The organism is Micromonospora sp. NPDC047074 (assembly GCF_040643815.1).
GTDB lineage: Bacteria > Actinomycetota > Actinomycetes > Mycobacteriales > Micromonosporaceae > Micromonospora.
This window is the reverse complement of sequence record NZ_JBEYVB010000049.1, coordinates 1-25,550: the sequence shown is the minus strand read 5'-3', so window position 1 is coordinate 25,550 and position 25,550 is coordinate 1. Positions and strand designations below refer to the sequence as shown.

Sequence of the window (25,550 nt, the reverse complement as noted above, 5' to 3'; positions counted from 1 at the left end):
CCCGGTCGAGCACGACGACGACCGGGAAGGCCACTTGAACACGTTCAAATAGTCGCCTACGCTGGGGCCGACACAAGTTGAACACGTTCAAGAAGGGCGTCCGCGATGGACACGAAGGTCTGGATGTACCTGGTCTACCTGGCGATCAGCATCGGGCTGACCGTCTGGGTGGCTCGGGCGCTGTCGCGCAACGGGTTGGTCTTCCTGGCGGAGGTGTTCGCCGACGAGCGGCTGGCCAAGGCCGTGAACAGCCTGCTCGTCGTCGGCTTCTACCTGCTCAACCTCGGCTACGTCACGGTGTCCATGAAGCACCCGGACCCGGTCGGGTCCACCGCCCAGGCCATGGAGGAACTCTCCCTCAAGATCGGCCTGGTGCTGCTGGTGCTCGGCGCCCTGCACTTCTTCAACGTCTTCGCGCTCAACCGGTACCGCCGCGGCCGGCTGCGCCAGCTCGCCACCCACCCGCCGCTCGCCCCGGTCGGCCGGCTGCCGATGGCGCCCGCGCACCACGGCCCCTACCCGACGGCCCCGCGCCAGGCCGCTCCACACCACGCTGCACCGCACCAGGCAGCACCGCACCAGGCAGCACCGCACCAGGCCAACCCCCACCAGGCAGCACCGCACGCGACGGGTCAGCAGCCCGGCGGCCCGCAGCAGCCCGCCGGCCCGGACGCGGCGGGCGGTCCGGCCGTGCCGCCGGCCCAGTGACCTCCCCTCTCGCCGGCGGGCTCCCGGACGCCACCGCGCACGGGGGCGGTGGCGTCCGGGGCTTCACCGTCCTCTACGACGCGCACTGTCCGCTCTGCCGCTCCGCGCGACGCTGGCTGGCGTCCCGCCCGCAGCTCGTACCCCTGGAGTTCATGCCGGCCGGATCGGCCGAGGCCCGGCGGCGCTTTCCCGGCCTGAACCACGACGCGACGCTGCGCGACCTGACCGTGGTGGCGGACAGCGGCGAGGTGTACGCGGGAGACGGCGCCTGGTTCGCCTGTCTCTGGGCGCTGGCCGACCACCGGGCCACCGCCGACCGGCTGGCCCGCCCGCACCTGCTGCCACTCGCCCGCCGGGTGGTCGCCGCCGCCTCCGCGGTCCGCGAACGCGTCCGCGAGCCGTGGGCGGAGCAGTCCGACGACCTGGCGGGATACGGTGACCCCGATGACCGAGCAGACTGCGCCGACGACCGCTGCGGGTGAGCCGGCGACCGCACGCGGCGAGCAGACCCGGCAGCTCATCGTGGACACGGCGATGCGGTTGTTCCGCGAGCGCGGGTACGCCCGGACCACCATGCGCGCCATCGCCCAGGAGGCCGGGGTGGCGGTGGGCAACGCCTACTACTACTTCGGCTCGAAGGAACACCTGATCCAGGAGTTCTACGCGCGTTCCCAGGTGGAGCACCGGGCCGCCGCCGAGCCGGTGCTGCACCGGGAGGACGACTTCGCGGCCCGGCTGGCCGGAGTGCTGCACGCCGGGATCGACGTGCTCACCCCCTCGCACTCCTTCGCCGCCAGCTTCTTCAAGACGGCGGCGGAGCCCACCTCCCCGTTGAGCCCCTTCTCGGCGGAGTCGTCCGGCCCGCGCCAGGCGGCGATCGGTCTCTTCGCCGAGGTGCTGGACGGCTCCACCGCACGCGTCGACCCGGAGCTGCGCCCACACCTGCCGGAGCTGCTCTGGCTGGCGTACATGGGGGTGGTGCTCTACTGGGTCTACGACCGCTCGCCCGGGCAGGCCCGCACCCGCAAGCTGATCGACGGGGCGGTGCCGCTGGTGGACCGGCTGGTGGGGCTGTCCCGGCTGCGCGTGCTGCGCCCCGTGACCCGGCAGGTGCTCGACCTCATTCGCACGCTGCGTCACTGACCCCAGCCACGGCATCGGCCGAATAGTCGCAGGTCAAGTCCACTACTCGACAGCCGGATCGCACCCGTGGCGCCTTGCCGTCACGCGAACAGATACGTAGCGTAATCAGTACCGCACGACCCCGCGGGGCCCTGGGAGGAGACTGCGGACCGTGGATCCGGCCCGGGAACCACGGTCCGCTCCCACCCCCGGTTGCGGATCAGGGCGGGTAGACCCCGTACGAACGCCAGCCCCGGTCGGGGAAGCCCGCGGCCGCCGCCACCCGGGCCGAGGCGGCGTTGCCGACGTCGTGCAGGTACGTCGGCACGGCCCCCTCGTCGAGCACCCGGCGGGCCGCCTGCGCGACCAGCCGCCGGGCCAGCCCCCGCCCCCGGGCTGCCGGCACGGTGCCGACCGCCAGCTCGTGGCCGTACGCGTCGTGCCGCTTGACCCCCACGCCGGCCACGTAGCGCCCCCCGTCGTCGCGCACCACCAGCACCGGCCGGTCGAACAGGCGCAGCCAGGACGGCAGCCCGGCGGCGGTCGGGGACGTCCACTCCCCCGCGTCCGGCAGCGGGACCGGCGCGACACTCCACCGGAACACGTCGTCGTGCACCGCCCAGCCGGGTTGCCCCACCGCGGCGGGCAACTCCGGCAGCGGCGGCCCGCCCGGCAGCCGGGCCAGCTCGCGGACCGCCGCGACCCGGTCGGGAGCCACGGAGAGCACGGTGCTCGCGCCGGAGCTGACCGCGACGGCGGGCCGGAGCCGACCGTCCCAGGCCGGTCGGACCCGCCGGTGCGAGGCGACCACGTGCAGCCCGGGCCCGGCCGGCCACTGGCCGAGCCAGCTCGCCAGGTGCAGGTGCAGCCGCCGGTCGAGCACCGCCAACCTCCCCACGGCCGTCGTGGTCACCCTCCGAGGCCGGCACCGGCGCCCGCCCCGCATCGCCGACGATCACCGTACGCGGGCGCTGCGGCCCGTCGGGACGGAACCCCTCGACGGCCGTCCCACCACCGGCAGATCGGCGGTTCGCGGGACGGCGGGCTCCCGGCGACGCGAGGATTGCGGGGCGAGGCGGACGGGTAGAGGTACCAACGTCACCGGTTCGGAACAAAGGTCGCCGGAGACGGGAACCGAACCCATCGATCGGGCGTCATATTCATTTACATACATGGAAAACTTCTTTTGGGACGGTTAGGTCATGCCGAATCAGCCGAACGCCCGGCACCACCAGGACCCCGCGCGACTCTGGCAGACCACCGCGGCCACCGGGCGTTACCCGGCCCAGTCGGCGTACCGGGGTCACCGCGCCGGGCCCGGGGCGCTCCCGTGGAGCGAGGTGAACAAGATGCCCGCCGGCGCCTCCTCGCGTGGCGGCCTGAACACCCGCTGACCCCCCGCGCCCAGCCGCGCGGCCCGGCGACACACCCGGACGGTCCACCGGGGGCTTTCGCACACCTGTCGGGTAATTTCTTCTGGTCCGGCATCCCGGCCTACGACAGGAGAAGCTCCGCGCATGGGCAAGAAGACGATCCACGTCTCCGACTTCAGCGGCACGGCCATCCAGCCCGACGACGAGGTGGTCCGCGTCGTCGTCCTGGAGCACCCTGACCTGGTCGCGGGGCCCGTGCGGTTGGACGCCACGCCGGTCGAGGTGGAGGGCATCGACGACGCCGCGCTGGACGTCGCGGTCGTCGAGATCCACGACCGGCACGGCGACGGCGAGCCGCGCCGGGTGGTGCTCACCGCGAGCGAGTTCGACGCGATGGCGACCGACGTGCCGATGGCGCAACTGTTGAAGACCGCCGAACGGGTCCGCCCGCAGAAGGCCCGCCGGGGCGCGGAGCGGGTCGACTACGGCACCGTCGAGCACGCGGGCCGCCCGCACCGGGGTCGGGTCACCGAGGAGGAGGCCCGGCTGGTGCGCGAGCGGCTCGACGAGGTCAACAAGCGCCTCGCCGACGCCGGGATCCGCCAGGTCGACCCGACGGATCCCGAGCACGCCGCCCGCTACGGCTTCCCCACCGTGCCCTGACCCGGGTCAGCCCTGCGCCTGGATGGCCTGCAGCGCCGCCGACACCGTCGCCTCGATGGCGGGCTTGGTCAGGCCGAGCCCGCTGAGCGCGCCCGTGCCGTTCTCCTGCTCCAGGAGGGCGAGCAGGATGTGCTCGGTGCCGATGTAGTTGTGCCCCAGGCGCAGGGCCTCCCGGAAGGTCAACTCCAGCGCCTTCTTGCCCTGGGCGTCGTACGGGATCAGGTCGGGCACCTCGGCCGCCGACGGCGGCAGCGCGGCGGTCGCGGCCTCGCGTACCCGCTCCAGCGGCACCCCCCCGGCGACGATCGCCTTCGCGGCCAGCGCCTCGGGCTCGCTGAGCAGCCCCAGCACCAGGTGCTCGGGGCGGATCTCGGCGTGCCCCGCGGTGCGGGCCTCGTTCTGCGAGGCCAGCACCACGTTGCGGGCGCGGGGGGTGAAGCGGTTGAAACCCTGCTGCGGGTCGAGCGGCGGGTCGTCGGCCTTCGGCACGAAGCGCTTCTGTGCCGCCTGCTTGCTGACGCCCATGCTGCGGCCGATCTCGGTCCAGGACGCGCCGGAGCGGCGGGCCTGGTCGACGAAGTGGCCGATCAGGTGGTCGGCGATCTCGCCGAGGTGGTCGGCCGCGATGACCGCGTCGGTGAGTTGGTCGAGCGCGTCCGGGTGCGCCCTCTTGATCGCCCGGATCAGGTCGTCGAGACGTACCGGGTTGCTCGTCTGGGTTGGCTCCGTCATGCGTCAACCATAGGTTGACGCGCGCTCGTCGTCAACCGCAAGTTGACGATGTTGACGAAGCGTGCCCGGCCGGGGCGGAACCCGGCCGGGCACGCGGTCGCGTCAGGTCACTGGGTGACGGACGCCTCCAGGTGGAACGGGTTGGTCCCGAGCGGGCTGGTGCGCCGAGACTCGACCACGAACTCCCAGACCCCGGGCAGCGGGTTGGCGTAGGTGCGGGTGGCCGGGTCACAGCCGTTGCCGTCGAGGTAGTTGGCGTAGCAGTAGGTGGTGCCGGGGGCGGAGCGCTCGCCGCTGACACCGTTCGGGTTGACGGCCCACCAGCGGGTCTGGCTGCCCTCGGCGAGGCCGGACAGGTTCACCGTCAGGGACTTGGTGCCGGCCGGCACCGCCACGGAGTAGTGGACCGTCTCGTTGCGGTACGACGTCCCGTCCGCCGACCAGGTCGTGCCCGCCGTGAGCGGCGCGGCGGCCTCGACCACGAGCATGGCGTACTGCTCGACGGCGGCCGTCCGGGCGCTGTCGACGACCAGCATCGCGCTGTGGGTGCCCTGGGTGCGCGGGGTCGCGGTCACCCGGACCACCGTCGGGACGTTCTTCGCCAGGGCGACGGTCTGCGGCGCGTCGAAGGTGCCGTCGTCGCCGACCAGCCGCAACTGGTAGCGGACCGAGCCCTCGGCCCCACCGGTACGGGTCAGGGTGACCTCGTAGTCGCGGGCCTCGCCGACGCTCTGGCCACCGCTGCCCGGCGCGCAGTCGTTGAACAGCCCGCTGCCGCGGTGCGGCGTCTGCAGACTGCCGGACAGCACCGTGCACACCGGGGCGGAGACGGTCACGTCGTCGTTCGCGACGCCCTTCTCGCCCTTCCGCAGGTGCTTCCAGGCCTCCCGCACGTCGAGCTGGCCGCGCCCCTGGGCGATGGCGTCCACGTCCTTGTTGAAGTCGGCCGAGGTGTAGATCGCGTTGCGCAGCTCGGCGGCGGTGACGCTGACCCCGGCCTGCCTGGCGGCGGAGAGCAGCAGCGCGGCGGCACCGGCGGCCTGCGGCGACGCCATCGAGGTGCCGTTCATCATCGAGTAGCCCGGCGGCAGCGTGTAGCCGGTCTCGGCGACCGACGAGCTGGCGATCCAGTCCGGCGTCGGGGCGACGGCCGAGCCGGGAGCGGTGAGGTCGGGCTTGAAGCCGCCGTCCTCACGCGGACCGCGCGAGGAGAAGGGCATGATCCCCTTGTCGAACGCCACCTTCGAGCCGTAGTTGACCCACCAGGTGTCCTTCGAGACGGAGGCGCCGACGCTGACCACCCGGTCGGCACCGGTCGGGTCGCCGATCGTGTTGGCGCCCGCGCCGGAGTTGCCGGCCGAGATGAACATCTGCACGCCGGTCTCGTCGATCAGCCGGTTGTAGAGCAGCGCCCGGGCGCTCTGGCCGTCGTTGAGGGTCGGGCTGGAGCCGATGGACATGTTGATGACGTCCACACCGTGCACGGTGGCGAGGTCGACCATGCCGTCGGTGAGGGCCGCCGTGGAGCAGCCGGAGACGTGGCAGGCCCGCATCGACACCAGCTTGGCGCCCGGAGCCTGACCGTTCATCGCGCCGCCGAACATTCCGTGGGCGGCGGCGATGCCCGCGACGTGCGTGCCGTGAGCCTCCGTGAGCGCGTCGATGCTGACCGCGTCGGAGCCGTTGGAGAAGATGTTCAGATCGACGTCGACCGTGAAGGGCACCCGCTCGTTGACCGGGGTGGCCGGGTCGTCGGTGCCCAGGTGACCGATCTGGCGCGCGACCTTGAACGGCCGCATCAGCTCCTCGTCGGTGAAGTCCCGGTCCTGGTCGGTGTCGACCCACACCGCCTGGTCGGACTCCCGGAAGAGCACGCCCACGTAGGTGCCCGCCAGGCTGGAGACGGCCGCCTTCTTGACCGAGACGGCCAGGCCGGGTTCGGCCGGGCCGGTCCAGGTCTGCTTGAGCAGGGGGTCGACGAACGTGGGACCGGTGACCCGGTTCGACGCCGTCATGCTGTACCAGCTGGTGTCGAAGAGCAGGTCGATGAAGTTGGTCTGGGAGGTGGCCACGACCGTGTCGACGAGCTTGTGTTCGCCGGTCGTGGTGGTGGCGAGCGCGGGGTGCGTCGGGTCGACCCCGCTGTCCATGATCCCGATGGTCACGCCACGGCCGTCGTACGTCGGGTTCTCCGACTTGAAGGCGACCGACCCCGTCTCCCTGGTCGGCAGGTAGCTGTTGGCGTCCGGGGTGGTCGCGGACGGCGCCGCCGGCCTGTCATCGGAACTGGCGGCCACCGGCGTGGCGGTGACTGCGGCGTCCGGTCGGGTGTCCTCGATCGTGAGCAACTCGTCGACGTCCGCCCGCAGCACGTCGTCCAGCGCGACGGCCTTGTCGACACTGTCGAAGGGCACGTTGACCTTGACGTAGCCGACCCGGGACTCGGTCTTCGTGACCGTGGCGCCGAGCGCGGTCAGCGCCTGCTCGGCCTGCGCGGTCCGGCCGTCCTTGACGGCGAGCATCAGGGTGACGAAGTCGGGCACCGGACGGTCGGCGGTGGCCGAGAGGCTCCGGGCGCCGACCTGACGGGAGTACTGCGCGATCAGGGCCCGGTCGTGGCTGCCGAGCTTGTCTCCCGCGGCGGTCTGCGGCTCGGCGAGGGCCGGCGCGGAGCCCAGGGACAGTCCGGCGGCCGTGAGGACGGCGGCGAGCGTCGCGGCCGTCCACCGAGACCGGTACGGGCTCGGGGGTGTGTGACGTGGCATCAGCGTCCTTCTGTCGAGGGGGAACGACACGGGGGATGATGCCACCGACGGATCTTGCTTGATCAGCCTTCTGACCTGGCGGTTTTGCGCATTGGCGGAAATACGACGCGTCAGATCCAGTGCCGTTGGGCCGCCTGCCAGCCCAGTTGGAGGCGGGTCTGCACCCCGGCGAGCAGCAGCAGCCGTTGCACCCGCCGCTGGATGGTCCGCATGCTCACGCCCACCTGTACGGCGATCACCTGGTCGGTGTACCCGGCGAGGAGCAGCGAGAGCAGCCGCCGGTCGTCCGGGGCCAGCGGGCCGTCGATGGGGGCGGCCAGCGCGACGGGCACCGGCACGGCGGACTCCCACACCCTGCGGAAGATCCACTCGATCGCCCGCACCACCGTGGGGACGTGGATGACCAGCGCCTTCACCTCGCCGGGCGGGCCGTCGTCGAGCACGACGAGGGCCAGCCGGCCGTCGAAGACGAATGCTTTCAGCGGCACGTTGACCGCCACCCGCATCTCCTCCCCGAGCGCCGCCCACTCCTCCAGCAGCAGAGGGGCGTCGGAGCCACCCAACTCCAGCAGCGCCCGGTCGTAGACGACCCGGTACCGCACGCCGGCGCGCAGGGCGTCCCGCTGGCCGTAGTTGGCGGCGGCCGGCACGGCCACGGCGGGTCCTGTCGGCGTCAGGGACTGGATCTCCTGGCGGGCGTCGCGCTGGAGCTGGGCGTGGCGCTCGGCGACCGCCGCACCACCCTCGACGACCTCGACCGACTCGGCGGCGCCGTCCGGCGCGCCGTTGCGCTGGTAGCGCTGGGCCAGCCGCGCGATGGCCAGCTGCGCCTTGTGCACCTCGTCGATGCGCTGGAGCGCCATCAGCTTGAGGGTGATGTCCGGCGGTGCGGCGTGCAGCCGGCGGCGCTGCCCCGGGTGCACCGTGACCAGGCCCTTGCGCTCCAACTCGGCGATGACCTGTTCCACCTGCGGCTCCGCCAGCCCGGTGCGGTCGGCCACCTCGCGCGCCCCGGTCGCCGGCCCGGCGACGAGTTCGCCGTACACCTGCTCCTCGGCGGGACCGATCCCGATGCCCTCGAGCATGTCAGCGCGGGCGACGGACGGGGAGTGCGGACACGAAACCTCCCTGTGACGGCGACCAGCAGACCGACCGGAACCCCGCTGAGCTGCGGGTCCGGGGAATGTTAACCAGCCTCGGCACCCAGATCCAGGCCTTCCCACCCGCGCTGCCGGGCCGGTGGCCGACGGTAGGAAAGTTTCATCGTTGCCTCCGTCCATATAGAAGATTTACGATCCGATCTTGCTCGCCCCTCCGTTCACGAAAACCAGCATCAGGAGACAACGATGAGCGACGCTCCGGAAACAAGGCGACTGATCGACGTACCGGCCCGGCGCCGCACCCTCTTCGCGGCGCTGGGCGTCGGCATGGGAGTCGGCGCCGTCGGCCTGCCCGGCCCCGCGATGGCCGCCGTCGCCGGTTGGAGCAACCCGACCCTCGGATCGCTGACCTCCGGTTACAAGACCCCCAGCCGGCCGACCCACACGGGCTGGGACGTGGCCAACAGCCAGGGCACCCCGGTCTACGCGACAGCCGCCGGGACCGTCCGGGACATCAAGACCAACTCGTACCCGGGCGACACGACGAGTGGCCCCCTGGCCGGTCGCACCGGCAACAGCGTCCACATCAACCACGCCGACGGGTACTTCTCCTACTACGGCCACCTGCACCGGGTGCTGGTCAGCGACGGCCAGCAGATCAGCTGCGGCCAGTTGGTCGGCCTGATGGGCACCACCGGCAACTCGACCGGCCCGCACCTGCACTTCGAGATCCACAACCCCCGGCTGACCTCGCTCGACCCCCGGGTCTTCCTGGCCAACCGCGGCATCACCCTCGGTTCGACGGCTCCCGTCGGCAGCACCGGCTACCCGAGCGTCAGCCAGGGCGCCTCGGGGTGGGTGCCCCGGGTGATCCAGTACCTGGTGCGGGCGCGCGGTATCTCCGTCGTGGTGGACGGCAACTTCGGGGCCGCCACCGCCAGCGCGGTACGCAGCTTCCAGAGCGCCCGGGGCCTCTACGCCGACGGCCTGGTCGGCCCGATCACCTGGACCGCGCTCGTCCTGCCCCTGCGGGAGGGGAACTCCGGCGACCTGGTACGCGGCCTCCAGACCGCGCTCAACGCCCGGGGCGCGAGCCTGCTGGTGGACGGCGGCTTCGGAGCGGTCACCGCCACCGCCGTACGCAGCTTCCAGAGCCGCAACGGCCTCGTCGCCGACGGCCTCGTCGGCCCGGTGACCTGGAGCGTGCTCATCTGACGAGCCCCGTCAGAGCCAGCCGTTGTCCCGGGCGGTGCGGAACGCCTCCGCCCGGTTGGCCACCCCGAGCTTGCTGACCGCCGCGGAGAGGTGGTTGCGGACCGTGCCCGCCGACAGGTGGGTACGCCGCGCCACCTCGGCCACCGGGGTGTCGTACTCGGCCAGCCGGAGCACGTCCAGCTCCCGCGGCGTGAGCGGGCACTCCGGCGCGGTGAGCGCGTCGGCCGCCAGCGCCGGGTCGACGTACCGGCCACCGGCGTGCACCCGGCGGATGACGTCGGCGAGTGTCCCGCCCGGGGCGCCCTTGGGCAGGAACCCCTTGGCCCCGGCGGCCAGCGCGCGTTGCAGGTGCGGCGGCCGGCCGTGCCCGGTCAGGATCACCACCTTGCAGGCGGGCAGGACACGAGCCAGCTCGGCGGTCACCTCCAGCCCGTCCAGGGCCGGCATCTGGAGGTCCACCACCGCGACGTCCGGCCGGTGGGCGAGCGCGGCGGTGACGGCGGCCCGCCCGTCCGGCGCCTCGGTCACCACCTCCAGGTCGGACTCCAGGCCGAGCAGGGCGGCCAGCGCGGCCCGGATCAGGTCCTCGTCGTCGGCGAGCAGCACGCGGATCACGGGCGGGTCCGCACCGTCACGTCGAGGCGGAACACCCCGGCGTCCAGCCGGTGGCGCAGCGTCCCTCCCGCCTCGGTCAGCCGCTCGGCCAGCCCGCGCAGCCCGAAGCTGTGCCGGTCCGGCGACGCCCCCTCGGCGCCGTCGTTCGTCATCGTCATCCGTACCTCGTCCTCGTCCTGGCTGATCTCGATGGTGCACCAGGTGGCTCTGCTGTGCCGCAACACGTTGGTGCTCGCCTCCCGCAGCACCGCGACGAACTGCCGGGCGACCTCCGACGGTACGTCGTCCGGGGGCAACGCCACCGCGCAGCGGATCCCGGAGGAACGCAGCACCTGTTCCACGGCGGCGATCTGGTCCCCCAGGTCCACCGCGCGGTAGCCGTGCACGACCTCGCGCAGCTCGACCAGAGCCGAGGCGGCCAGCCGCTGCACCTCGGCCGCCTCCGAGCTGGCCCGCCCGGCGTCGGACGCCGCGAGCCGGGACGCCAGCTCCGCCTTGAGCGCGATCACCGAGAGGCTGTGCCCGAGCAGGTCGTGCACGTCCCGGGCGAACCGCAGCCGCTCCTCGGTCGCGGCGAGCCGCCCCTGCGCGGCCCGCCCGCGCTGCGCCTCGACGAGCAGCCCCCACAGCCAGAGCTGAAGGGCGTTCCACGCGGCTATGGAAAGCCCGGCGACCACCACGATGGTGACGTGGTCGCGGATCGGGGCCCCCGTCCACGCCGCCACCCCGGCGGCCACGGTCACGGTCAGCAGCACCGCCGGGCCGGCGGCCCACCAGCGCGACAGCATCGGCACCGAGCCGATCACGGAGGCGCCGAGGAAACCCCAGGTCGCCCACTCCGGCCCGCCCACCGGCCCGACCAGGGGCACGGAGAGCACGGCGGCACAGACGAACGCGGCGAGCAGCCGACGCCGCGTCACCGCCGCCAGCCAGGGGGTGATCGCCCCGTACAGTGCGCCACCCTGCGCTGCCACGAACAGGGCGATCCCCACCGCCCCGACCACCGTCCAACGCGGATCCTCTTCGCGCGCCAACCCGGTCGCGGCCAGCAGCAGCGTCCCGAGGACGCCGCTGCCGACGGTGCTCAACGTGACGGCACGGGCGCGGCGCAGGCCGAGCTCCCGCTCGACCTGCGCCCGTTCCATGCGCACGTTCCCCGTACCGGGTGACGCGATGGCTGCCTCGATCATCCGTGCCGGGGCTCCCACCGGAAGTACCGGCCGGCGACGATGAGCGACACCGCCAGCCAGGCCAGCAGCACACCGAAGGACGGCAGCGTCTCGACGAAGGTCTCCACCAGGCTCAGCGTCTGCCCCTCGTCCGTACGGGCGAGCCAGCCGATGCGCATGACCTCGGTGAACGGCCCGTTCGGCAGGAACCAGAGCGCCCGCTCCAACGACTCCGGCAACGTGTTCAGCGGCAGCAGCGCGCCCGGCGTGGCGAGGAAGATCACCACGGTCGGCAGGGTGGTCAGCATGGCCGCCTCGGAGCTGCGGGTGATCGCGGAGAGGGCGGCCGAGAACGCCGCCATGATCGCGGACCCGAGCAGCAGCGCCACCGCCATGACCAGCGGGTTCCTGGGCACCGGCAGGTCGAGCGCCAGGACGGCGTAGACGGCCAACGCGACGAACTGGGCGATGAAGAGCACCACGGTGCTGCTGGCCGTGCCGAACAGGATGGTGCGGTCCGAGGGGAGCCCGGCGCGCAGCCGCTTGAGCACCAACTCCTGGCGGCGGGCCGCGTACACGGTGGTCAGGTGATGGTGCACCAGGAAGACCATGATCAGGGTGGTGACGCTGACGACCCGGCCGACGCCGGCGACCGTCTGGCCCTTGTACTCGGTGACGAGCAGGAGGGCGATCATCAGCGGGGTCACCACGGACATGGCGGTGGCTGTCCAGTTGCGCCGCAGCGCCAACAGTTCCATCCGCAGCATCGCCATGACCTGCCAGATCGGCTTGGCGGCGCGGTCGCGGGACACGGTGGTGGCGGGCTTCTGCGTCGTCATCGTCTCGCTCATCGGGCGGCCTCCGCTTCCGCGTGCTGGTCGGTCAGGTCGTGGTCGGCGGCGATGTCCAGGAAGACATCCTCCAGGGTGGCCGGTCGCGCCGACAGGCTGGCCAGCCGGATGTCGCCCGCGTTGGCCCACTCGAGCAGCCGGGTCAGGTCGGCCTGGAGCTGACGGGACTCGTAGATCACCCGGTCGCCGTCGACCAGGCGGGTTGCGTGCGGCAGGTCCGGCGGCACGTCCGTGGCCGGCAGCCGGAAGGTGATCCGGGCGGGCAGGGTGCGTACGACGTCCTCCGGGGCCCCGGTGGCGACCAGGTTCCCACCCCGCATGATCGCCACCCGGTCGGCGAGGACCTCCGCCTCCTCCAGGTAGTGCGTCGTGAGCAGGACGGTGGTCCCACCCTTCTGCAGCTCACGGACGACGTCCCAGGTGCGGCGCCGGGATGCCGGGTCCATGCCGGTGGTCGGCTCGTCGAGGAAGAGCACCTCCGGCTTGCCGAGCACGGCCAACGCCAGCTCCAGCCGGCGCCCCTCCCCGCCGGAGAGCTGGTCGACCGCCACGTCCATCCGGCCGGTCAGGTCCACCAGTTCCAGCACCTCCACGGCGCTGTGCGGGCGTACGGTGAGGGAACGCCACGCCTCCACCGTCTCCCGGACGGTCAGCGCGCCGGTGAACCCACCGTGCTGGAGCATCACCCCCGTCCGGGGACGCAGCGCGGTGCGGTCCCGCACCGGGTCCAGCCCGAGCACCCGGACCCGGCCGGAGCTGGCCGGCTGCAGCCCCTCCAGCACCTCGATGGTGGTGGTCTTACCGGCACCGTTGGTGCCCAGCAGGGCGAACAGCTCGCCCCGGCGGATCCTCAGCGAGATCCCGCGGACCGCCTCGAACTCCCCGTAGCTGCGGCGCAGCCCGTCCACTTCGATCACGACGTCATCCATGGTTATCAGGCTGCCGTCCGACGGCGACAGTTCCAACCCCCATGGCGTCACGTCCCGACCGTGTCGTACACACACCTCACCCATGCGTCCCCCACACCCCGGGTGTAAGGAAGGGCACCTTCCTGTCGCCCGGGCGACAGGAAGGTGCCCTTCCTTACACGTACTACCTGGGGGTGAACGGGGCCACGTCGACCGGGAGGTCCGGCAGCACCCCGACGAGCGCGTCGACCTTCGACCACGTCATGGTCACCTGGTCGAGGTCGTCGTCGCCCATCGGTACGCCCAGCGCGGCGGTCGCCTCCGCCAGCCGGGCCCGCCGGGCGGGGTCGACGCTGTCGGTGGGCGCCTCCGGCGAGCACACGGGCGCGAGGTCCGAGACGACGTCCAGCTTCGGCTCCCGATCGTGCCAACCCGTCCGCCGCTGGTACACGTCGGCGATGTCGACCAGCTCGAAGTCCCGGCCGGGAGCGGCGGCCAGTTGCAGCGACAGCGGCAGGCCGTCGCCGTCCGCCCCCATGGGCAGCGCCAGCGCGGGAAAACCGACCGCGCTCCAGACGCTGGGCAGCAGGGAGATCATCTGGAGGCTGGCCGGGTCGTCGTAGCGGGGGGCGACGGAGGGCCAGGTGGGCGTGGCGATGACGTCGACGTCGCGCAGCCGCGCCCGCAGCGCCTCGGCGCCCCAGCCGCGCACCCGCTGGGCGCGCAGGTACGTCTCCGCCGAGAGCACCCCGCCGAGCACGACGTTCCACCGGAACGGTCGGCCGTAGTCGGCCCAGCGCGCCCGGAAGCGCGCCCCGTGCACCTCGAACGCCTCCACCATCATGGTCACGAGTTGCGCGGCGAAGAGCGGGAACGCCTCGTCGAGCGGTATGTCGACGACCTCGGCCCCCGCCGCCCGCAGCTCGTCGAGCGCGGCGTCGAAGGCCGCGGCGGTGTCGTCAGTCAGCGCGGCGGCGTACTGCACGAGGTCGCGCGGGACCCCGACGCGTACGCCCGCGAGGTCGGCGAGCGGCGACCGGGACAGCTCCGCCGGGCGGTCCGCCATGACGGCGAGCAGCCGTGCGCACTCCCGCGCCGTACGCGCCAGCGGCCCCGCCGTCTCCACGGAACGCGCCAGCGGGTGGACGCCCGTCGCGGGCAGGAGCCCCTGGGTCGGCTTCAGCCCGGTCACGCCGCACATCGCGGCCGGGATCCGGATGCTGCCGTTGCTGTCGGTGCCGATGCCCGCGTCGAAGAACCCGGCGGGGATGCCGTTGGCGCTGCCGCAGCTCGATCCGCCGGTCCACCGGTGGGGATCCCACGGGTTGCGGGGCAGCGGGAAACGCGCGTCCGGGTCCGGCCGGGACAGCGCGTGCTCCGCCATGGTGGTCTTGCCCACGATCACCGCGCCCGCCGCGCGCAGCCGCGCCACCACGGGCGCGTCGCGGTCGGCCCACCAGCTCGCGTCGTGCACGGTGCTCTGGCACGTGCTCGGGGCGCCGGCCACGGCGACGACGTCCTTGACGCCGATCAGCGTGCCGCGCAGCGGACCGTCCGGGCGGGCGTCGTCGACGGGGAACCGGTGCAGGAAAGTACCGAGTACGGGGTCGAGCCGGTCCGCCCGGTCGGCGGCCTCGGCGAGGCGGTCGTCGGCCATGTCAGCTCACCACCGAAAGCGTCCGCCGGCTCGCCGCGGGAAATACGAACAGCCCACCGGTGGCGCCGGCACGGGCCTTGCCGGCCGATTTTCCGGCACCGTCCAATGAATGGCGGTGACCGTTCCCCTTCAAACGCGCCACAGAAGAACTCCTCCACGTACGGGCCACCGGAGCGCACAGCCCAGACCACGACAGGTCCGACGATGGCGCGTACGGCCGCCGCGGGGTAACCCCTACGGACACCCCTCACCCCCCCGGAATAAGGCGCGTCGGACGCCAATTCTCGCGATGGCTGGCCCCGGAACTCCTGGATTCCGACCGAGTCACGCTGCTAAATACTATTCGGATACCCGCACCGATCTAATGGGGAATTCAATGACCAACGCAATCGGGAACCTCGTGGCCACACCCACGCTCGGTGCGGTAGACCCACAGGCGATCGACGTGTCGGCCGTGCACAAGAGCTACGGCGACGTGCGCGCCGTCAACGGCATCGACCTGCGGATCGCTCCCGGCGAGGTGGTCGCGCTGCTCGGGCCCAACGGCGCCGGCAAGTCCACGCTCGTCGACATGATCCTGGGGCTCACCCGCCCCGACCGTGGCGAGATCCGCGTCTTCGGGCACACCCCGCGGGAGGCCATCCTCCGGGGCGTCATCGGGGCGACGCTCCAGGACGGCGCGCTGCTCGACGACGTGTCGGTCCGCGAACTGCTCACGATGGTGGCGTCGCTGCACGCCGCCCCGCTGCCGATCGCCGAGGTGCTGCGCCGCACCGACCTCACCGACGTCGCCGACCGGCGCACCCGGCTCTCCGGCGGTCAACGCCAGCGGCTGCGGCTGGCGCTCACCCTGGTGTCCGACCCGCGGCTGCTGGTGCTGGACGAGCCGACGGTGGCGATGGACGTCGAGTCCCGCCACGTGTTCTGGGCCGCCATGCGGGAGTTCACCGACTCCGGGCGCACCGTGGTCTTCGCCTCCCACTACATGGAGGAGGCCGAGGAGTTCGCCGACCGGGTGGTGCTCGTCCAGTCCGGTGTGATCATCGCCGACGGCACCGTCGCCGAGATCCGCGGTGTGGTGGCGGGGCGCTCGCTGTCGGCCACCGTTCCGGACGCGACGGTCGAGCAGCTGCGCCTGCTGCCCGGCGTGATGACCGCCGAGGCCCGGGGCCAGCGCGTCGAACTCGTCAGTTCCGACTCCGACGCCACCGCCCGGGAGTTGTTCGCGCGCTTTCCCCGGGCGTACGACGTCGAGATCGGCGCCCTCGGCCTGGAACAGGCGTTCCTGGCCCTCACCGCGACGAAGGGCGGGGCCGCCTGATGAGCGCCGGTTTCCTCAAGCTCGAAGTGAAGCGGGTGATCCGGGCCCGCAAGTTCTGGATCGTCGCGTTCCTGTTCCCGACGCTGCTCTACCTGATGCAGGCCAACCTGTTCGGGCTGATGCAGGAAAACATGTTCCGCGGTGGAGGCGGCGGAGGCACCGCCATCAACTTCAGCGAGCACCTGCTGGGCAGTCTCGCCGCCTTCGGCGCGCTCTTCGTCGCGCTGAACGTCGGCACCAGGGTGGCCATCGAGCGGTCCACGGGCTGGCAGCGCCAGCTGCGCATCACCCCCCTGTCGCCGACCTCCTACCTGGCGGCGAAGCTGGCCGCGGCGATGGTCGTGGCGCTGCCGGCGATCACGGTGGTGGCGCTCACCGGCGCGCTGCTGGAGGGCGTCCGGCTGCCGGTGGGCGGCTGGCTGCAACTGGTGCTCGGGGTCTGGCTCGGCACGCTGCCGTTCGCGCTGCTGGGCGTCTTCATCGGCCAGGTCGCCACCGCCGAGAGCGTGCAGGTGCTCACCTCCGTCTCGCACATGCTGCTCGGCGTGCTCGGCGGCGCGCTGATCCCGTCGGTCGCGTTCCCCGAGTGGCTGCAGACGGTGTCCGCGATCATGCCGAGCCACTGGCTGGCCGAGGTCGGCCACAGCCCGTTCGAGGACAGCGCCCGGCTCGGGCTCGCCGCCGTGGTGCTCGCGGGCTGGACCGTGGTGCTCGGCGGCGCCGTGATCATGCGGTACCTGCGGGACAGCGCCCGCGTCTGAGCGCCCCCGCCCGGAGGCGGACGGACCCCGGCCCCCTGAACGACGACCGTACGCACCGCTACGACGAGGGATTGCATCGTGAAGAAGAACTCCTGGCAGATACTGCGCAAGGGCGGGCCGGGCGGCCTCACGCTCACCGTCGACTTCACCAGCACCGGCCGCACCCAGGCGTGCTTCCGGGACCTGGTCCCGCTGCTGAGCGCGCCCGGCGAGATCTGGGAGACGGTGGCGCCGGCCTCGGGCGCCGAGGAGACCATGTCCGGCGACGACTACGTCGAGCGGTGGGTCAAGGGCGTACGCCGACGCGAGCGCACGGTCGACACCGTGATCGGCTACTGCGTGGGCGCGGTGTTCGCCGCCCCCCTCGCGTCCCGGCTGGCCGAGGTGCAGGACGGGGCGCCCACGCTGATCCTGCTGGACCCGGAGCTGCCGAACATCGTCGGCCTGTACCGGGACTTCCACGCCGCCGCGGACGCGCTGCGGACCATCCTCTCCCCGGAGGAGATCGCCGCGTTCCACGCCGACGGACAGGCGGTCCAGGAGAAGTACGGGCTCGACGACCTCACCCTCATCGGGCCCGCGCTCGCCGGGATCTTCTCCGACGCGATCGACGTCGCGGGCCGCCGGCTCGGGCTGGACGACGACGTCCGGGGCGAACTGGGCGGCAGCTTCGCCTCGTTCGTCGGCTACCTGCGGGCGGCGACGGAGATCGACCCGACCGCGCGGTGGGAGACGGCGACGGCGATCACCTCGGCGCACTCCACCCAGCGGGAGCAGGTGTTCGGGCGGAACATCCGGCTCGACGTCGACCACGACCAGATGCTGCGGCACCCCGACGTCGCCGCGGCGGTCTCCGGCCTGATGACCGGCTCGGACGCCGACGCGCGGATCGCGGGGTAACGCGATGGCGTCGAGCCGGGCGGGCCGTGCGCCCGCGCTGTTTCCCGACCTGTTCGCCGAGCAGGTGCGGCGCACCCCGGAGGCCACCGCCCTCGTGTGGGGCGAGCACCGGATGACGTACGCCGAGCTGAACGCCGAGGCGAACCGGCTCGCGCACCGGCTGGTGGCGCTCGGCGCGGGTCCGGAGCGGCTCGTCGCCATCGGGATCCGCTCCGCGCACCTGGTGGTGGCCGCGCTGGCCACCGTCAAGGCCGGGGCGGCCTACCTGCCGCTGGACCTGAGCTACCCGGCGCAACGGATCGAGCACATGCTCACCGACGCGCGGCCCATGCTGCTGCTGACGACCTCCGACGACCAGCACGCGGTGCCGGGCTCGGACCTGCCGCGGCTCCTGCTCGACGGGCCGGAGGCGTACGCCGACCAGCCGGCCACCGATCCCACCGACGCGGACCGGCTCGCCCCGCTGCGGCCGGCCAACTCCGCGTACGTCATCTACACCTCCGGCTCCACCGGCAGCCCGAAGGGCGTGGTGATCGAGCACCGCCAGCTCGACACGTACCTGCGCCACGTCGAACGCTCCTACCCGGGCGTGCGCGGGCGGGCGGTGCTGCACTCGTCCTTCGCGTTCGACCTGACGGTGACGGCGTTCTACGCGCCGCTGGCGACGGGCGGCTGCGTGCACCTCGGCGCGCTGGAGGAGATGGGCACGCCGGCGGCGGGACCGTACGGCCAGCAGCGCCCGACGTTCGTCAAGGTGACGCCGTCGCACATCCCGCTGCTCACCGCGCTGCCCGCCGAGGCGTCCCCGACCGGGGAGCTGATGGCCGGCGGCGAGTTGCTGCTCGGCGAGACCGTCGACGCGTGGCGCCGCCGGCACCCGGGGGCGCGGGTGGTCAACGAGTACGGCCCGACGGAGACGACCGTCGGGTGCAGCACCGTGGTCATCGAGCCGGACCAGCCGGTGCCGCCGGGGCCGCTGCCCATCGGCCAGCCCATGCCGGACGTGCGCTTCCACGTGCTCGACGAGCAGCTGCGGCCGGTCGCGCCCGGCGTGATCGGCGAGCTGTACATCTCGGGGGGCCAGTTGGCCCGCGGCTACCTCGGCCGCCCCGCCCTGACCGCCGAACGGTTCCTCCCGGACCCGTTCGGCCCGGCCGGCTCCCGGATGTACCGCTCGGGCGACCGGGTCCGCCCCACCGCCGACGGCGAGTACGAGTTCTGCGGGCGGGTGGACAACCAGGCCAAGATCCGGGGCTACCGGATCGAACTCGGGGAGATCGAGGCGGCGCTGCTGCGCCGACCGGAGGTGCGGCACGCGGCGGCGGTGATCCGCACCGACGCCCCGGAGGTCAAGCAGCTCGTCGCGTACGTCGTGCCGGAGGCGGACGCGCGGATCGACCCGCAGCAGCTACGCAAGGACCTCGGGGAGGCCCTGCCGGAGTACATGGTGCCGAGCGTCGTGGTGACCCTCGCGGCGCTGCCGCTGACCGTCAACGGCAAGCTCGACACGGCTGCCCTGCCGATGCCGGAGGTCGCGGGCACCCCGGGCGGGCGGGCCCCGGTCAACGAGTTGCAGGCGCTGCTGTGCGAGTTGTTCGCCACCTACACGGCAGCCTCCTCGATCGGCGTCGACGACGACTTCTTCCTCCGCGGCGGGTCCAGCCTCGGCGCCGCCCAGCTGGTCAACGAGGCACGCCGGCGCGGGCTCACGCTGTCGCTGCGCGACGTGCTGGAAAACCGGACCGTGGCGCGACTCGCCGAGATCTGCGCCGACGCCGATGGAGGGGACGAGTGAGCATGAGCATCGCGGCCAGCAGGAAGGAAGCAGCCATGTGGCTGCTCGAACGGCTGGTGCCCGACACCGGGGTCAACAACGTCACGGTCGCCTTCGAGGTGGCCGGCAGGATCGACCGGGGGCTGTTCGCGGCGACGCTGCGGGCGGTCCTCGTCCGGCACGAGGTGCTGCGCACCGTGTTCCGTGCCGACGACGCGACGCTCACCCGGGAGGTGCTCGATCCCGACGCGGTCGACGTGCCCGTGCTGGACATCCCGTCCGGGGCGGCCGGGCGGGACGCCGACCTGACCGCGTTCGCCGCCGAACCGTTTCCGATCGACGGCCGGCCCCTGGTGCGGGCGGGTGTCCACACGGGAGCCGAGGGCGACGTGTGCTGCGTCGTGGTGCACCACCTGAACTTCGACGCCATGTCGACCACGATCCTGCTGCGCGAGCTGCTCGCCGCGTACGAGACGGTCGCGGCGGGGCGCACGCCGGACGGCTCGCCGGTGGCCGCGCTCGCCGAGCGCGCGCCGGACGAGCGCAGCGTCGCGTACTGGCGGAAGAACCTCGACGGGCTGCGGCCCGCCGAGTCCGGCCTGTGGTGTGCCCGCCCCTCCGTCGGTGCGTCGTCCCTGCGGGCCCGGACCGTCCACCACGCGCTCTCCGCGCCGGCCCGCGCCGTGGTCCGCCGGTTCCAACGCGAGCTGCGCGCGTCCGAGGCGGTCGTGCTGCTCGCGGCGTACTCCGTGCTGCTCGCCCAGCACGGCGCGGGCTCCGACGTGGTCATCGGCACCCCGGTGAACGTCCGCGACCAGCGCAGCATGAGCGCCATCGGCTACCACGCGAACCTGGTGCCGCTGCGGGTACGGGTCGACCCGGCGGCCGACTTCCGCGCCGTCGTCAAGCAGACCCGCAGCACCTTCCTGGAGGCGATCAGCCACGCCGACGTACCGCTCGAGCACGTGTCCCCCGCCGTGCTCGGGGACGCGCCCTCGTCGTGGCGCAGCTCGTTCTTCCGGCACCTGTTCAACTACGTGCCCGGCACGGTCGACGCGTCGGCCACGCTGACCGGGATGCCGGTGCGGCACGTCCTGGTGGAGAACGGCTACAGCCGCTTCGACCTGGAGTTCTTCATCATGCCGGGCGCGGACGAGACCACCGTCCGCGCGGCGTTCTGCGTCGACGCCTTCGACGCGGCCGACGTCGTGCTGCTGCTGGAACGCTACGACGCCCTGCTCGTCGGGCTGGGCGAGGCCCTGGAGGAGCCGGTGGCGCGGCTGCCCCGCCACGGCGCGAGCGACCTCGCCCTACCGGTGCCACCGCCACGGACGGCCGCCACCGCGTCCGTGCTCGACGCGGTGCGCGCGACGGTCGCCGCGAGCCCGGAGCGCGTCGCGGTGCAGGACGTGACCGGAGCCGTCACGTACGGCCAGCTGTGGTCGGCGGCGCTCGCCACCCGGGACCTGGTGGCGGCCTCGGCCGGAGGCACGGTCGCCGTGCTGGCGCCACGCGGCGCGGAACTGGCCGCCGCCTGGCTCGGCGTGTGGTTGGCGGGCGCGCGCTGCGTCCTGCTCGACCCGACCCAACCGGTGCCCGACCTCGCCGCGCGACTGACCGACTCGGGCGCGGGCCCGGTGCTGGCAGCCGAGGGCTTCCCCGTGCCCGGCGCGGTGCGCCTCCCCGCCGTCCCCGCCGCCGCGACCGTGCCCACCGACGAGCCGGCCGGCCCCGACCCGGACGCGGTGGCCTACCTGGAGTACCACCTCGACACGCCCACGCCGCTCGCGGTGACGGTCACCCACCGGGCCCTGGCCGGCGCCGTGGCGCAGCTCGCCGAGCGGGTCGCCAGCGGGCCGGTGGTCACGTCGTGGCTGAGCAGCTCGGCCACCGCCGCGTCGCTGACGGAGCTGCTGGTGGCGCTGACCACGGGCGGCCGGGTCGTCGTCGTCCCCGACCAGGCCCGCACCGACGGAAACGCGCTCGGCGAGCTGTTGGAGCGGCACGGGGTGGACGTGGTCCAGGCGCCGCCGGCGGTGTGGCGTCAGGTGGTCGAGCAGGCCGGCGGCCGGCTCGCGGGCCGCACCGTCCTGGTGGGTCACGACCCGCTCCCCCAGCAGCTGGCCGCGCAACTGCGCGCCACCGGCGGCACGCCGCAGCAGGGCTACACCACGCCCGGCGTGGCCGGGTACGCCGGGCTCGGCGGCGGCTGGGACGGCACGGGTGTCCTCCCGACGGCCCGCGTCTTCGTCACCGAACCCGGCACGCCGCACGAGGTCGGCATCGGCGTACGCGGCGAGCTGTGCGTCGCCGGCGACACGCTGGCGGCCGGCTACCACGGCCGGCCGGAGCTGACCGCCGCCCGGTTCGGCGAGCACCCGGTGCACGGGCGGTTCCACCGCACGGGGGACCTGGCGCGGCTGCTGCCCGACGGCCAGATCGACGTCGTCGGCCCGCTGTCGGCCCAGGCGCGGGTCGCCGGGCAGCGGATCCACCTCGCCGACGTCGAGACCGTCCTCGCCGCCCACCCGGACGTGGACGCGGTCGCCGCCGTCGGCTCCGTCGGCCCTGTCGGCCCTGTCGGCTCCGTCGACCCTGTCGGCTCCGTCGACCCTGTGAGCTCTGGCGGGGACGCGCCGGACGCCTCGGTCGTCGCGTTCGTCGAGTCCCGCAAGCCGGACGTGGCGGAGCGGCTGCGCGAGCACGCCCGCGCCGCCCTGTCGCTCGCGCCCGAGCTGGTCGTGTTGAACCAGTTGCCGCTCACCGTCGCGGGCACCGTGGACCGGGCGGCCCTCGTCGCGTTCGCCGCGTCCCGGGCGGCCGCGGACGCCGAGCCGCCGGACGAGACGACCTCGGCCCTCGTCGCGATCTGGGCCGCGCTGCTCGACCGCCCCGACCTGCACGCGGACTCGAACTTCTTCGCCAGCGGCGGCCACTCCCTGCTGGGCGCACAGCTGGTGCAGCGCGTGCGCAGCGAGCTGAACCAGCCGGTCGCGCTCGCCGACCTGTTCGGCAACCCGACGCCGCGGCAGCTCGCCGAGCACCTCCGATCCGCGATCTGGGACGACGACGAGGACGACGACTGACCGATCGCGCACCCCCACACCGTCTCGACCCTTCAGCAGAGGAGGCTCGGCGTGACCGTAGACGTCCAACCCACCCGCGGCACCGACCGCATGATCACCCTGACCAGAGAGGAGAACATCGAGGTCGACACGATCGCCCGCTACCTGGCGGGACGGCCGCCGCGTCTGGTGGACGCGGCCGGCTGGCTCGAAACGGCCCGTGAGCTGTCCAGCAACCTGCCCGTACGCCTGCGGCAGATGGTGCGCCGTTTCGCCTGGGACCCCGGGCTCGACGCCGTGCTGCTCGTGCGGAACCTGCCCGTGGACGTCGACGAGCTGCCCGCCACGCCCACCGTGGCCGGCTCGGTGCAGCGGGAGTCCACGGTGCCCGCCGCCGCCCAGGTGCTGCTCGGGCTGCAACTCGGCGAACTCATCGCCTTCAAGGAGGAGAAGAGCGGCGCGCTCGTGCAGGACGTCGTGCCGGTGCCGGGCATGGAGAAGTTCCAGGGCAACGCGGGCTCGGTGTCGCTGTCGATGCACGTGGAGAACGCCTTCCACCTGCACCGCCCGGACTACGTCGGCCTGCACTGCCTGCGTAACGACCACGACAACGTGGCCGGGTTGCAGGTGACGTCGATCCGCAACGCGCTGCCCCTGCTGTCCGAGCAGGTCCGCCAGGTGCTGCACGAACCGCGCTTCGTCACCGAGCCGCCCGCGTCGTTCGGCGACCTGCGCAGCGCGCCCGAGCCGCACGGCATCCTCAGCGGCAGCCTCGACGACCCGGACGTGCAGGTCGACTTCGAGAGTTCCTTCCCCCTCGATCCCGAGGCCACGCAGGCCCTGTCGATGCTCGGCGACGCGCTGCGCACCGTCCGCCGCACCTTCATCCTGGAACCCGGCGACCTCGCGTTCGTCGACAACCGGCTGGCCCTGCACGGCCGGACCGAGTTCACTCCCCGTTACGACGGCCGTGACCGCTGGCTCCAGCGGATCTTCGTACACCGCGACTTCCGGCGCTCGCGCGCCATGCGGCCGGCTGACGGGCACGTGCTCAGCAGCGCCAACTGATCATCCCACTCCCAGACGAGGAGCGGACCGCTGTCGGGGGGCGGATCCGGTCGAACCGGATGCCGCCGGCGATTCTTTCATCGATCACTGTGAGGGCGGCATGGCGAGCAGGTGCCCGGTGCACGGGCTGACGAAGCTGATGGACGACGACTACTTCGCGACGCCGTACGTGGCGAACGAGCGCTACGCGGCGATGCACGAGCAGGGCACCGTCCACCGGACGTGCATGGACGACCACGGCCGGGTGTGGCTGGTCACCGGCCACGCCCAGGTCTACACCGCGTTACGCGACAAACGCCTGGCGCGGCCACGTGAATACTCGAACGGCGACTTCACCAGTCAGCGCTTCCCGGAGGGCACGCCGACCGGCACGATCGTCACCCTCGACCCACCGCAGCACACGCGGCTCAAGAAGATGATCAACTTCACCTTCCTGCCCCGCAACCTGGAGACCTTCCGCCCCCGAATACAGGAGCTGGTCGCCGCACGGCTGGACGCCCTCGAGGCGGCGGGCGGCGGCGACCTGGTCGGGGACTTCGGGGCCGTCCTGCCGATCACGATCGTCTGCGACGTGCTCGGCATCCCCGACGAATACCGCAAGGACCTCAAGAGGATGGCGGACCTCGGCTTCGGCAGCGACGACGAGACCAACGCCCAGCTCCGCGCGGACATGTTGGAGATGCTCGAGGTGATCCGCAGCCAGAAGGCGGCGGAGCCCACCGAGGACCTCTTCTCGTACTGGATCCACACCAGGGACGACGACGGCAACCCGATGCTGACCGTCGAGCAGGTCCTGGTCCTGGCCGCGCTGACGATGCTGGGCGGCTACGACACCACCGCGGGCATGATCAGCCGGGGCGCGCTGGCCCTGCTGGACAACCCGGAGACGCTGCAGCGGCTCCGGCAGGACCCGGACCTGTTCGGCGAGGCCGTCGAGGAGATGCTGCGCCGGAACCCCTCGGTGCACCACGCCTTCCGCCGCTTCGCCACCGAGGACATGGAGATCGACGGCACGAAGATCAACAAAGGCGACACGGTGGTCCTGCACGTGGCCGCCGCGGGTAACGACCCGAGGCGGTTCCCCGACCCCGACGTGTTCGACATCGACCGCCCCGACAAGGCGCACCTGGTCTTCGGCGGCGGTCCGCACTTCTGCGCGGGAGCGGAGTTGGCCCGGATGGAGGTGACCATCGCCCTGCGGGAGCTGTTCACCCGGTTCCCCGACATCAGGCTGGCCGTGCCCCGGGAGTCGCTGGCGTTGCCGCCCCTATCCGTTCATTCCCGCGCTCCTGTCGCTGCCGGTCACGGTCTGACGGGCGCCGCCCGGCCCGTCGCCGCGGGACGCGCGGAGGGCCGGTGCCACGGCCGACACGATCACGGCCACCTCGCCGAACTCGGACCCGCCCCGCCCCGCCCCAGGGCCACAGGCGTCGTTCGACGCCCCGCGCGGTAGCGCGAATTGATCAGCCCGCCCTGCCGAACGGGCGGACCGCCGCCGGGGACGTGGACCCGATCCACCCGGGTCCCTGTCCCCGGCGGCGGCGTGCCGTGTCCCCGTTCTCCGGGCGCCGGACCCCGCGAACAATCACGCTCCGGACGCGTCGACAACGGGTTAACCTCGTCAATTGATCGCCGGTAACGACCCACCCGATTCCGCGAGCGTCGTTCCCGCATCGTCCGTGCCCAGGTCACCACACCGGTGTGACGGTCTCATGCCCCACCACCCGTCCACAATGCCTGACCAGCAACTCCACACTTCCCACCCAATACCCCCCACCATGCA

Annotated in this window: 22 protein-coding genes; 13 read left to right on the top strand and 9 right to left on the bottom strand. The window is 72.8% G+C overall.

Translation table 11 applies throughout. The annotated features are described in order from the left end of the window. The first annotated feature begins 105 nt into the window (after nt 1-105). From ABZ809_RS31455 to ABZ809_RS31445, 3 genes are read left to right on the top strand one after another with little or no spacing between them, the layout of a single operon-like run. Complete coding sequence (locus ABZ809_RS31455) at nt 106-708, top strand: hypothetical protein (RefSeq protein WP_357566267.1); 603 nt, start codon at nt 106-108, stop codon at nt 706-708. After that, complete coding sequence (locus ABZ809_RS31450) at nt 705-1,190, top strand: DCC1-like thiol-disulfide oxidoreductase family protein (RefSeq protein ID WP_357566266.1); 486 nt, start codon at nt 705-707, stop codon at nt 1,188-1,190. Before ABZ809_RS31455 ends, ABZ809_RS31450 begins: the two co-directional genes overlap by 4 nt. Beyond that, on the top strand, nt 1,153-1,851 hold the full coding sequence (locus ABZ809_RS31445; protein WP_357566265.1) for a TetR family transcriptional regulator: 699 nt from the start codon (nt 1,153-1,155) through the stop codon (nt 1,849-1,851). Before ABZ809_RS31450 ends, ABZ809_RS31445 begins: the two co-directional genes overlap by 38 nt. Before the next feature lie 199 nt (nt 1,852-2,050). Here ABZ809_RS31445 and ABZ809_RS31440 read toward each other — a convergent pair whose 3' ends face one another. Beyond that, nucleotides 2,051-2,713: a GNAT family N-acetyltransferase gene (locus tag ABZ809_RS31440; protein ID WP_357566290.1), complete on the bottom strand. Its 663-nt coding sequence runs from the start codon at nt 2,711-2,713 to the stop codon at nt 2,051-2,053. A 319-nt stretch (nt 2,714-3,032) separates the two neighbouring features. Here ABZ809_RS31440 and ABZ809_RS31435 point away from each other — a divergent pair, with 319 nt between their 5' ends. Together ABZ809_RS31435 and ABZ809_RS31430 are read left to right on the top strand one after the other, a co-directional pair. Next, nucleotides 3,033-3,224, top strand: coding sequence for a DNA repair protein (locus ABZ809_RS31435; RefSeq protein ID WP_357566264.1), 192 nt, complete (start codon nt 3,033-3,035; stop codon nt 3,222-3,224). 123 nt (nt 3,225-3,347) lie between these two features. Next, nucleotides 3,348-3,866 (top strand): hypothetical protein, encoded by a 519-nt coding sequence (locus tag ABZ809_RS31430; protein ID WP_357566263.1) that lies wholly within the window; start codon nt 3,348-3,350, stop codon nt 3,864-3,866. Nucleotides 3,867-3,872: 6 nt separating this feature from the next. Here the strand turns inward: ABZ809_RS31430 and ABZ809_RS31425 are convergent, their stop codons facing one another. The 3 genes from ABZ809_RS31425 to ABZ809_RS31415 form a co-directional block, all read right to left on the bottom strand. Further along, nucleotides 3,873-4,598, bottom strand: a complete 726-nt coding sequence (locus ABZ809_RS31425) for a Clp protease N-terminal domain-containing protein (protein WP_357566262.1) — start codon at nt 4,596-4,598, stop codon at nt 3,873-3,875. Between the two features lie 107 nt (nt 4,599-4,705). Further along, entirely contained in the window at nt 4,706-7,363 is a 2,658-nt protein-coding gene (locus tag ABZ809_RS31420) for a S8 family serine peptidase (RefSeq protein ID WP_357566261.1), read from the bottom strand. Nucleotides 7,364-7,473: 110 nt separating this feature from the next. Next, nucleotides 7,474-8,448, bottom strand: coding sequence for a helix-turn-helix domain-containing protein (locus ABZ809_RS31415; protein ID WP_357566260.1), 975 nt, complete (start codon nt 8,446-8,448; stop codon nt 7,474-7,476). 261 nt (nt 8,449-8,709) lie between these two features. On the opposite strand from ABZ809_RS31415, the gene ABZ809_RS31410 reads away from it, so the two are divergent. Then, nucleotides 8,710-9,678 (top strand): peptidoglycan DD-metalloendopeptidase family protein, encoded by a 969-nt coding sequence (locus ABZ809_RS31410; protein WP_357566259.1) that lies wholly within the window; start codon nt 8,710-8,712, stop codon nt 9,676-9,678. Between the two features lie 9 nt (nt 9,679-9,687). Here the strand turns inward: ABZ809_RS31410 and ABZ809_RS31405 are convergent, their stop codons facing one another. From ABZ809_RS31405 to ABZ809_RS31385, 5 genes are all read right to left on the bottom strand, one after another. Further along, a complete protein-coding gene (locus ABZ809_RS31405; RefSeq protein ID WP_101411373.1) occupies nt 9,688-10,293 on the bottom strand; it encodes a response regulator transcription factor in 606 nt (201 codons plus the stop codon). Next, entirely contained in the window at nt 10,290-11,438 is a 1,149-nt protein-coding gene (locus tag ABZ809_RS31400; RefSeq protein ID WP_357566258.1) for a histidine kinase, read from the bottom strand. The genes ABZ809_RS31405 and ABZ809_RS31400 overlap by 4 nt, the downstream gene beginning before the upstream one ends. 41 nt (nt 11,439-11,479) lie before the next feature. Beyond that, on the bottom strand, nt 11,480-12,313 hold the full coding sequence (locus ABZ809_RS31395; protein WP_357566257.1) for an ABC transporter permease: 834 nt from the start codon (nt 12,311-12,313) through the stop codon (nt 11,480-11,482). After that, nucleotides 12,310-13,242 (bottom strand): ABC transporter ATP-binding protein, encoded by a 933-nt coding sequence (locus ABZ809_RS31390; RefSeq protein WP_357566256.1) that lies wholly within the window; start codon nt 13,240-13,242, stop codon nt 12,310-12,312. Before ABZ809_RS31390 ends, ABZ809_RS31395 begins: the two co-directional genes overlap by 4 nt. Nucleotides 13,243-13,405: 163 nt before the next feature. After that, a complete protein-coding gene (locus ABZ809_RS31385; RefSeq protein ID WP_357566255.1) occupies nt 13,406-14,878 on the bottom strand; it encodes an amidase in 1,473 nt (490 codons plus the stop codon). A 376-nt stretch (nt 14,879-15,254) separates the two neighbouring features. Between ABZ809_RS31385 and ABZ809_RS31380 the strand changes: the two genes are divergently transcribed. The 7 genes from ABZ809_RS31380 to ABZ809_RS31350 all read left to right on the top strand — a co-directional run bounded on the left by ABZ809_RS31380 (nt 15,255) and on the right by ABZ809_RS31350 (nt 25,220). Beyond that, on the top strand, nt 15,255-16,199 hold the full coding sequence (locus tag ABZ809_RS31380) for an ABC transporter ATP-binding protein (RefSeq protein ID WP_357566254.1): 945 nt from the start codon (nt 15,255-15,257) through the stop codon (nt 16,197-16,199). After that, on the top strand, nt 16,199-16,960 hold the full coding sequence (locus ABZ809_RS31375; protein ID WP_357566253.1) for an ABC transporter permease: 762 nt from the start codon (nt 16,199-16,201) through the stop codon (nt 16,958-16,960). The genes ABZ809_RS31380 and ABZ809_RS31375 overlap by 1 nt, the downstream gene beginning before the upstream one ends. A gap of 78 nt (nt 16,961-17,038) precedes the next feature. Beyond that, nucleotides 17,039-17,860 (top strand): hypothetical protein, encoded by an 822-nt coding sequence (locus ABZ809_RS31370; protein WP_357566252.1) that lies wholly within the window; start codon nt 17,039-17,041, stop codon nt 17,858-17,860. A 4-nt stretch (nt 17,861-17,864) separates the two neighbouring features. Next, nucleotides 17,865-19,655: a non-ribosomal peptide synthetase gene (locus tag ABZ809_RS31365; RefSeq protein ID WP_357566251.1), complete on the top strand. Its 1,791-nt coding sequence runs from the start codon at nt 17,865-17,867 to the stop codon at nt 19,653-19,655. Nucleotides 19,656-19,657: 2 nt separating this feature from the next. Next, nucleotides 19,658-22,720, top strand: coding sequence for a condensation domain-containing protein (locus ABZ809_RS31360; RefSeq protein WP_357566289.1), 3,063 nt, complete (start codon nt 19,658-19,660; stop codon nt 22,718-22,720). Between the two features lie 51 nt (nt 22,721-22,771). Then, nucleotides 22,772-23,767 (top strand): TauD/TfdA family dioxygenase, encoded by a 996-nt coding sequence (locus tag ABZ809_RS31355; RefSeq protein WP_357566250.1) that lies wholly within the window; start codon nt 22,772-22,774, stop codon nt 23,765-23,767. Between the two features lie 100 nt (nt 23,768-23,867). Then, complete coding sequence (locus ABZ809_RS31350; protein WP_357566249.1) at nt 23,868-25,220, top strand: cytochrome P450; 1,353 nt, start codon at nt 23,868-23,870, stop codon at nt 25,218-25,220. The last annotated feature ends 330 nt before the right edge of the window (nt 25,221-25,550 follow it).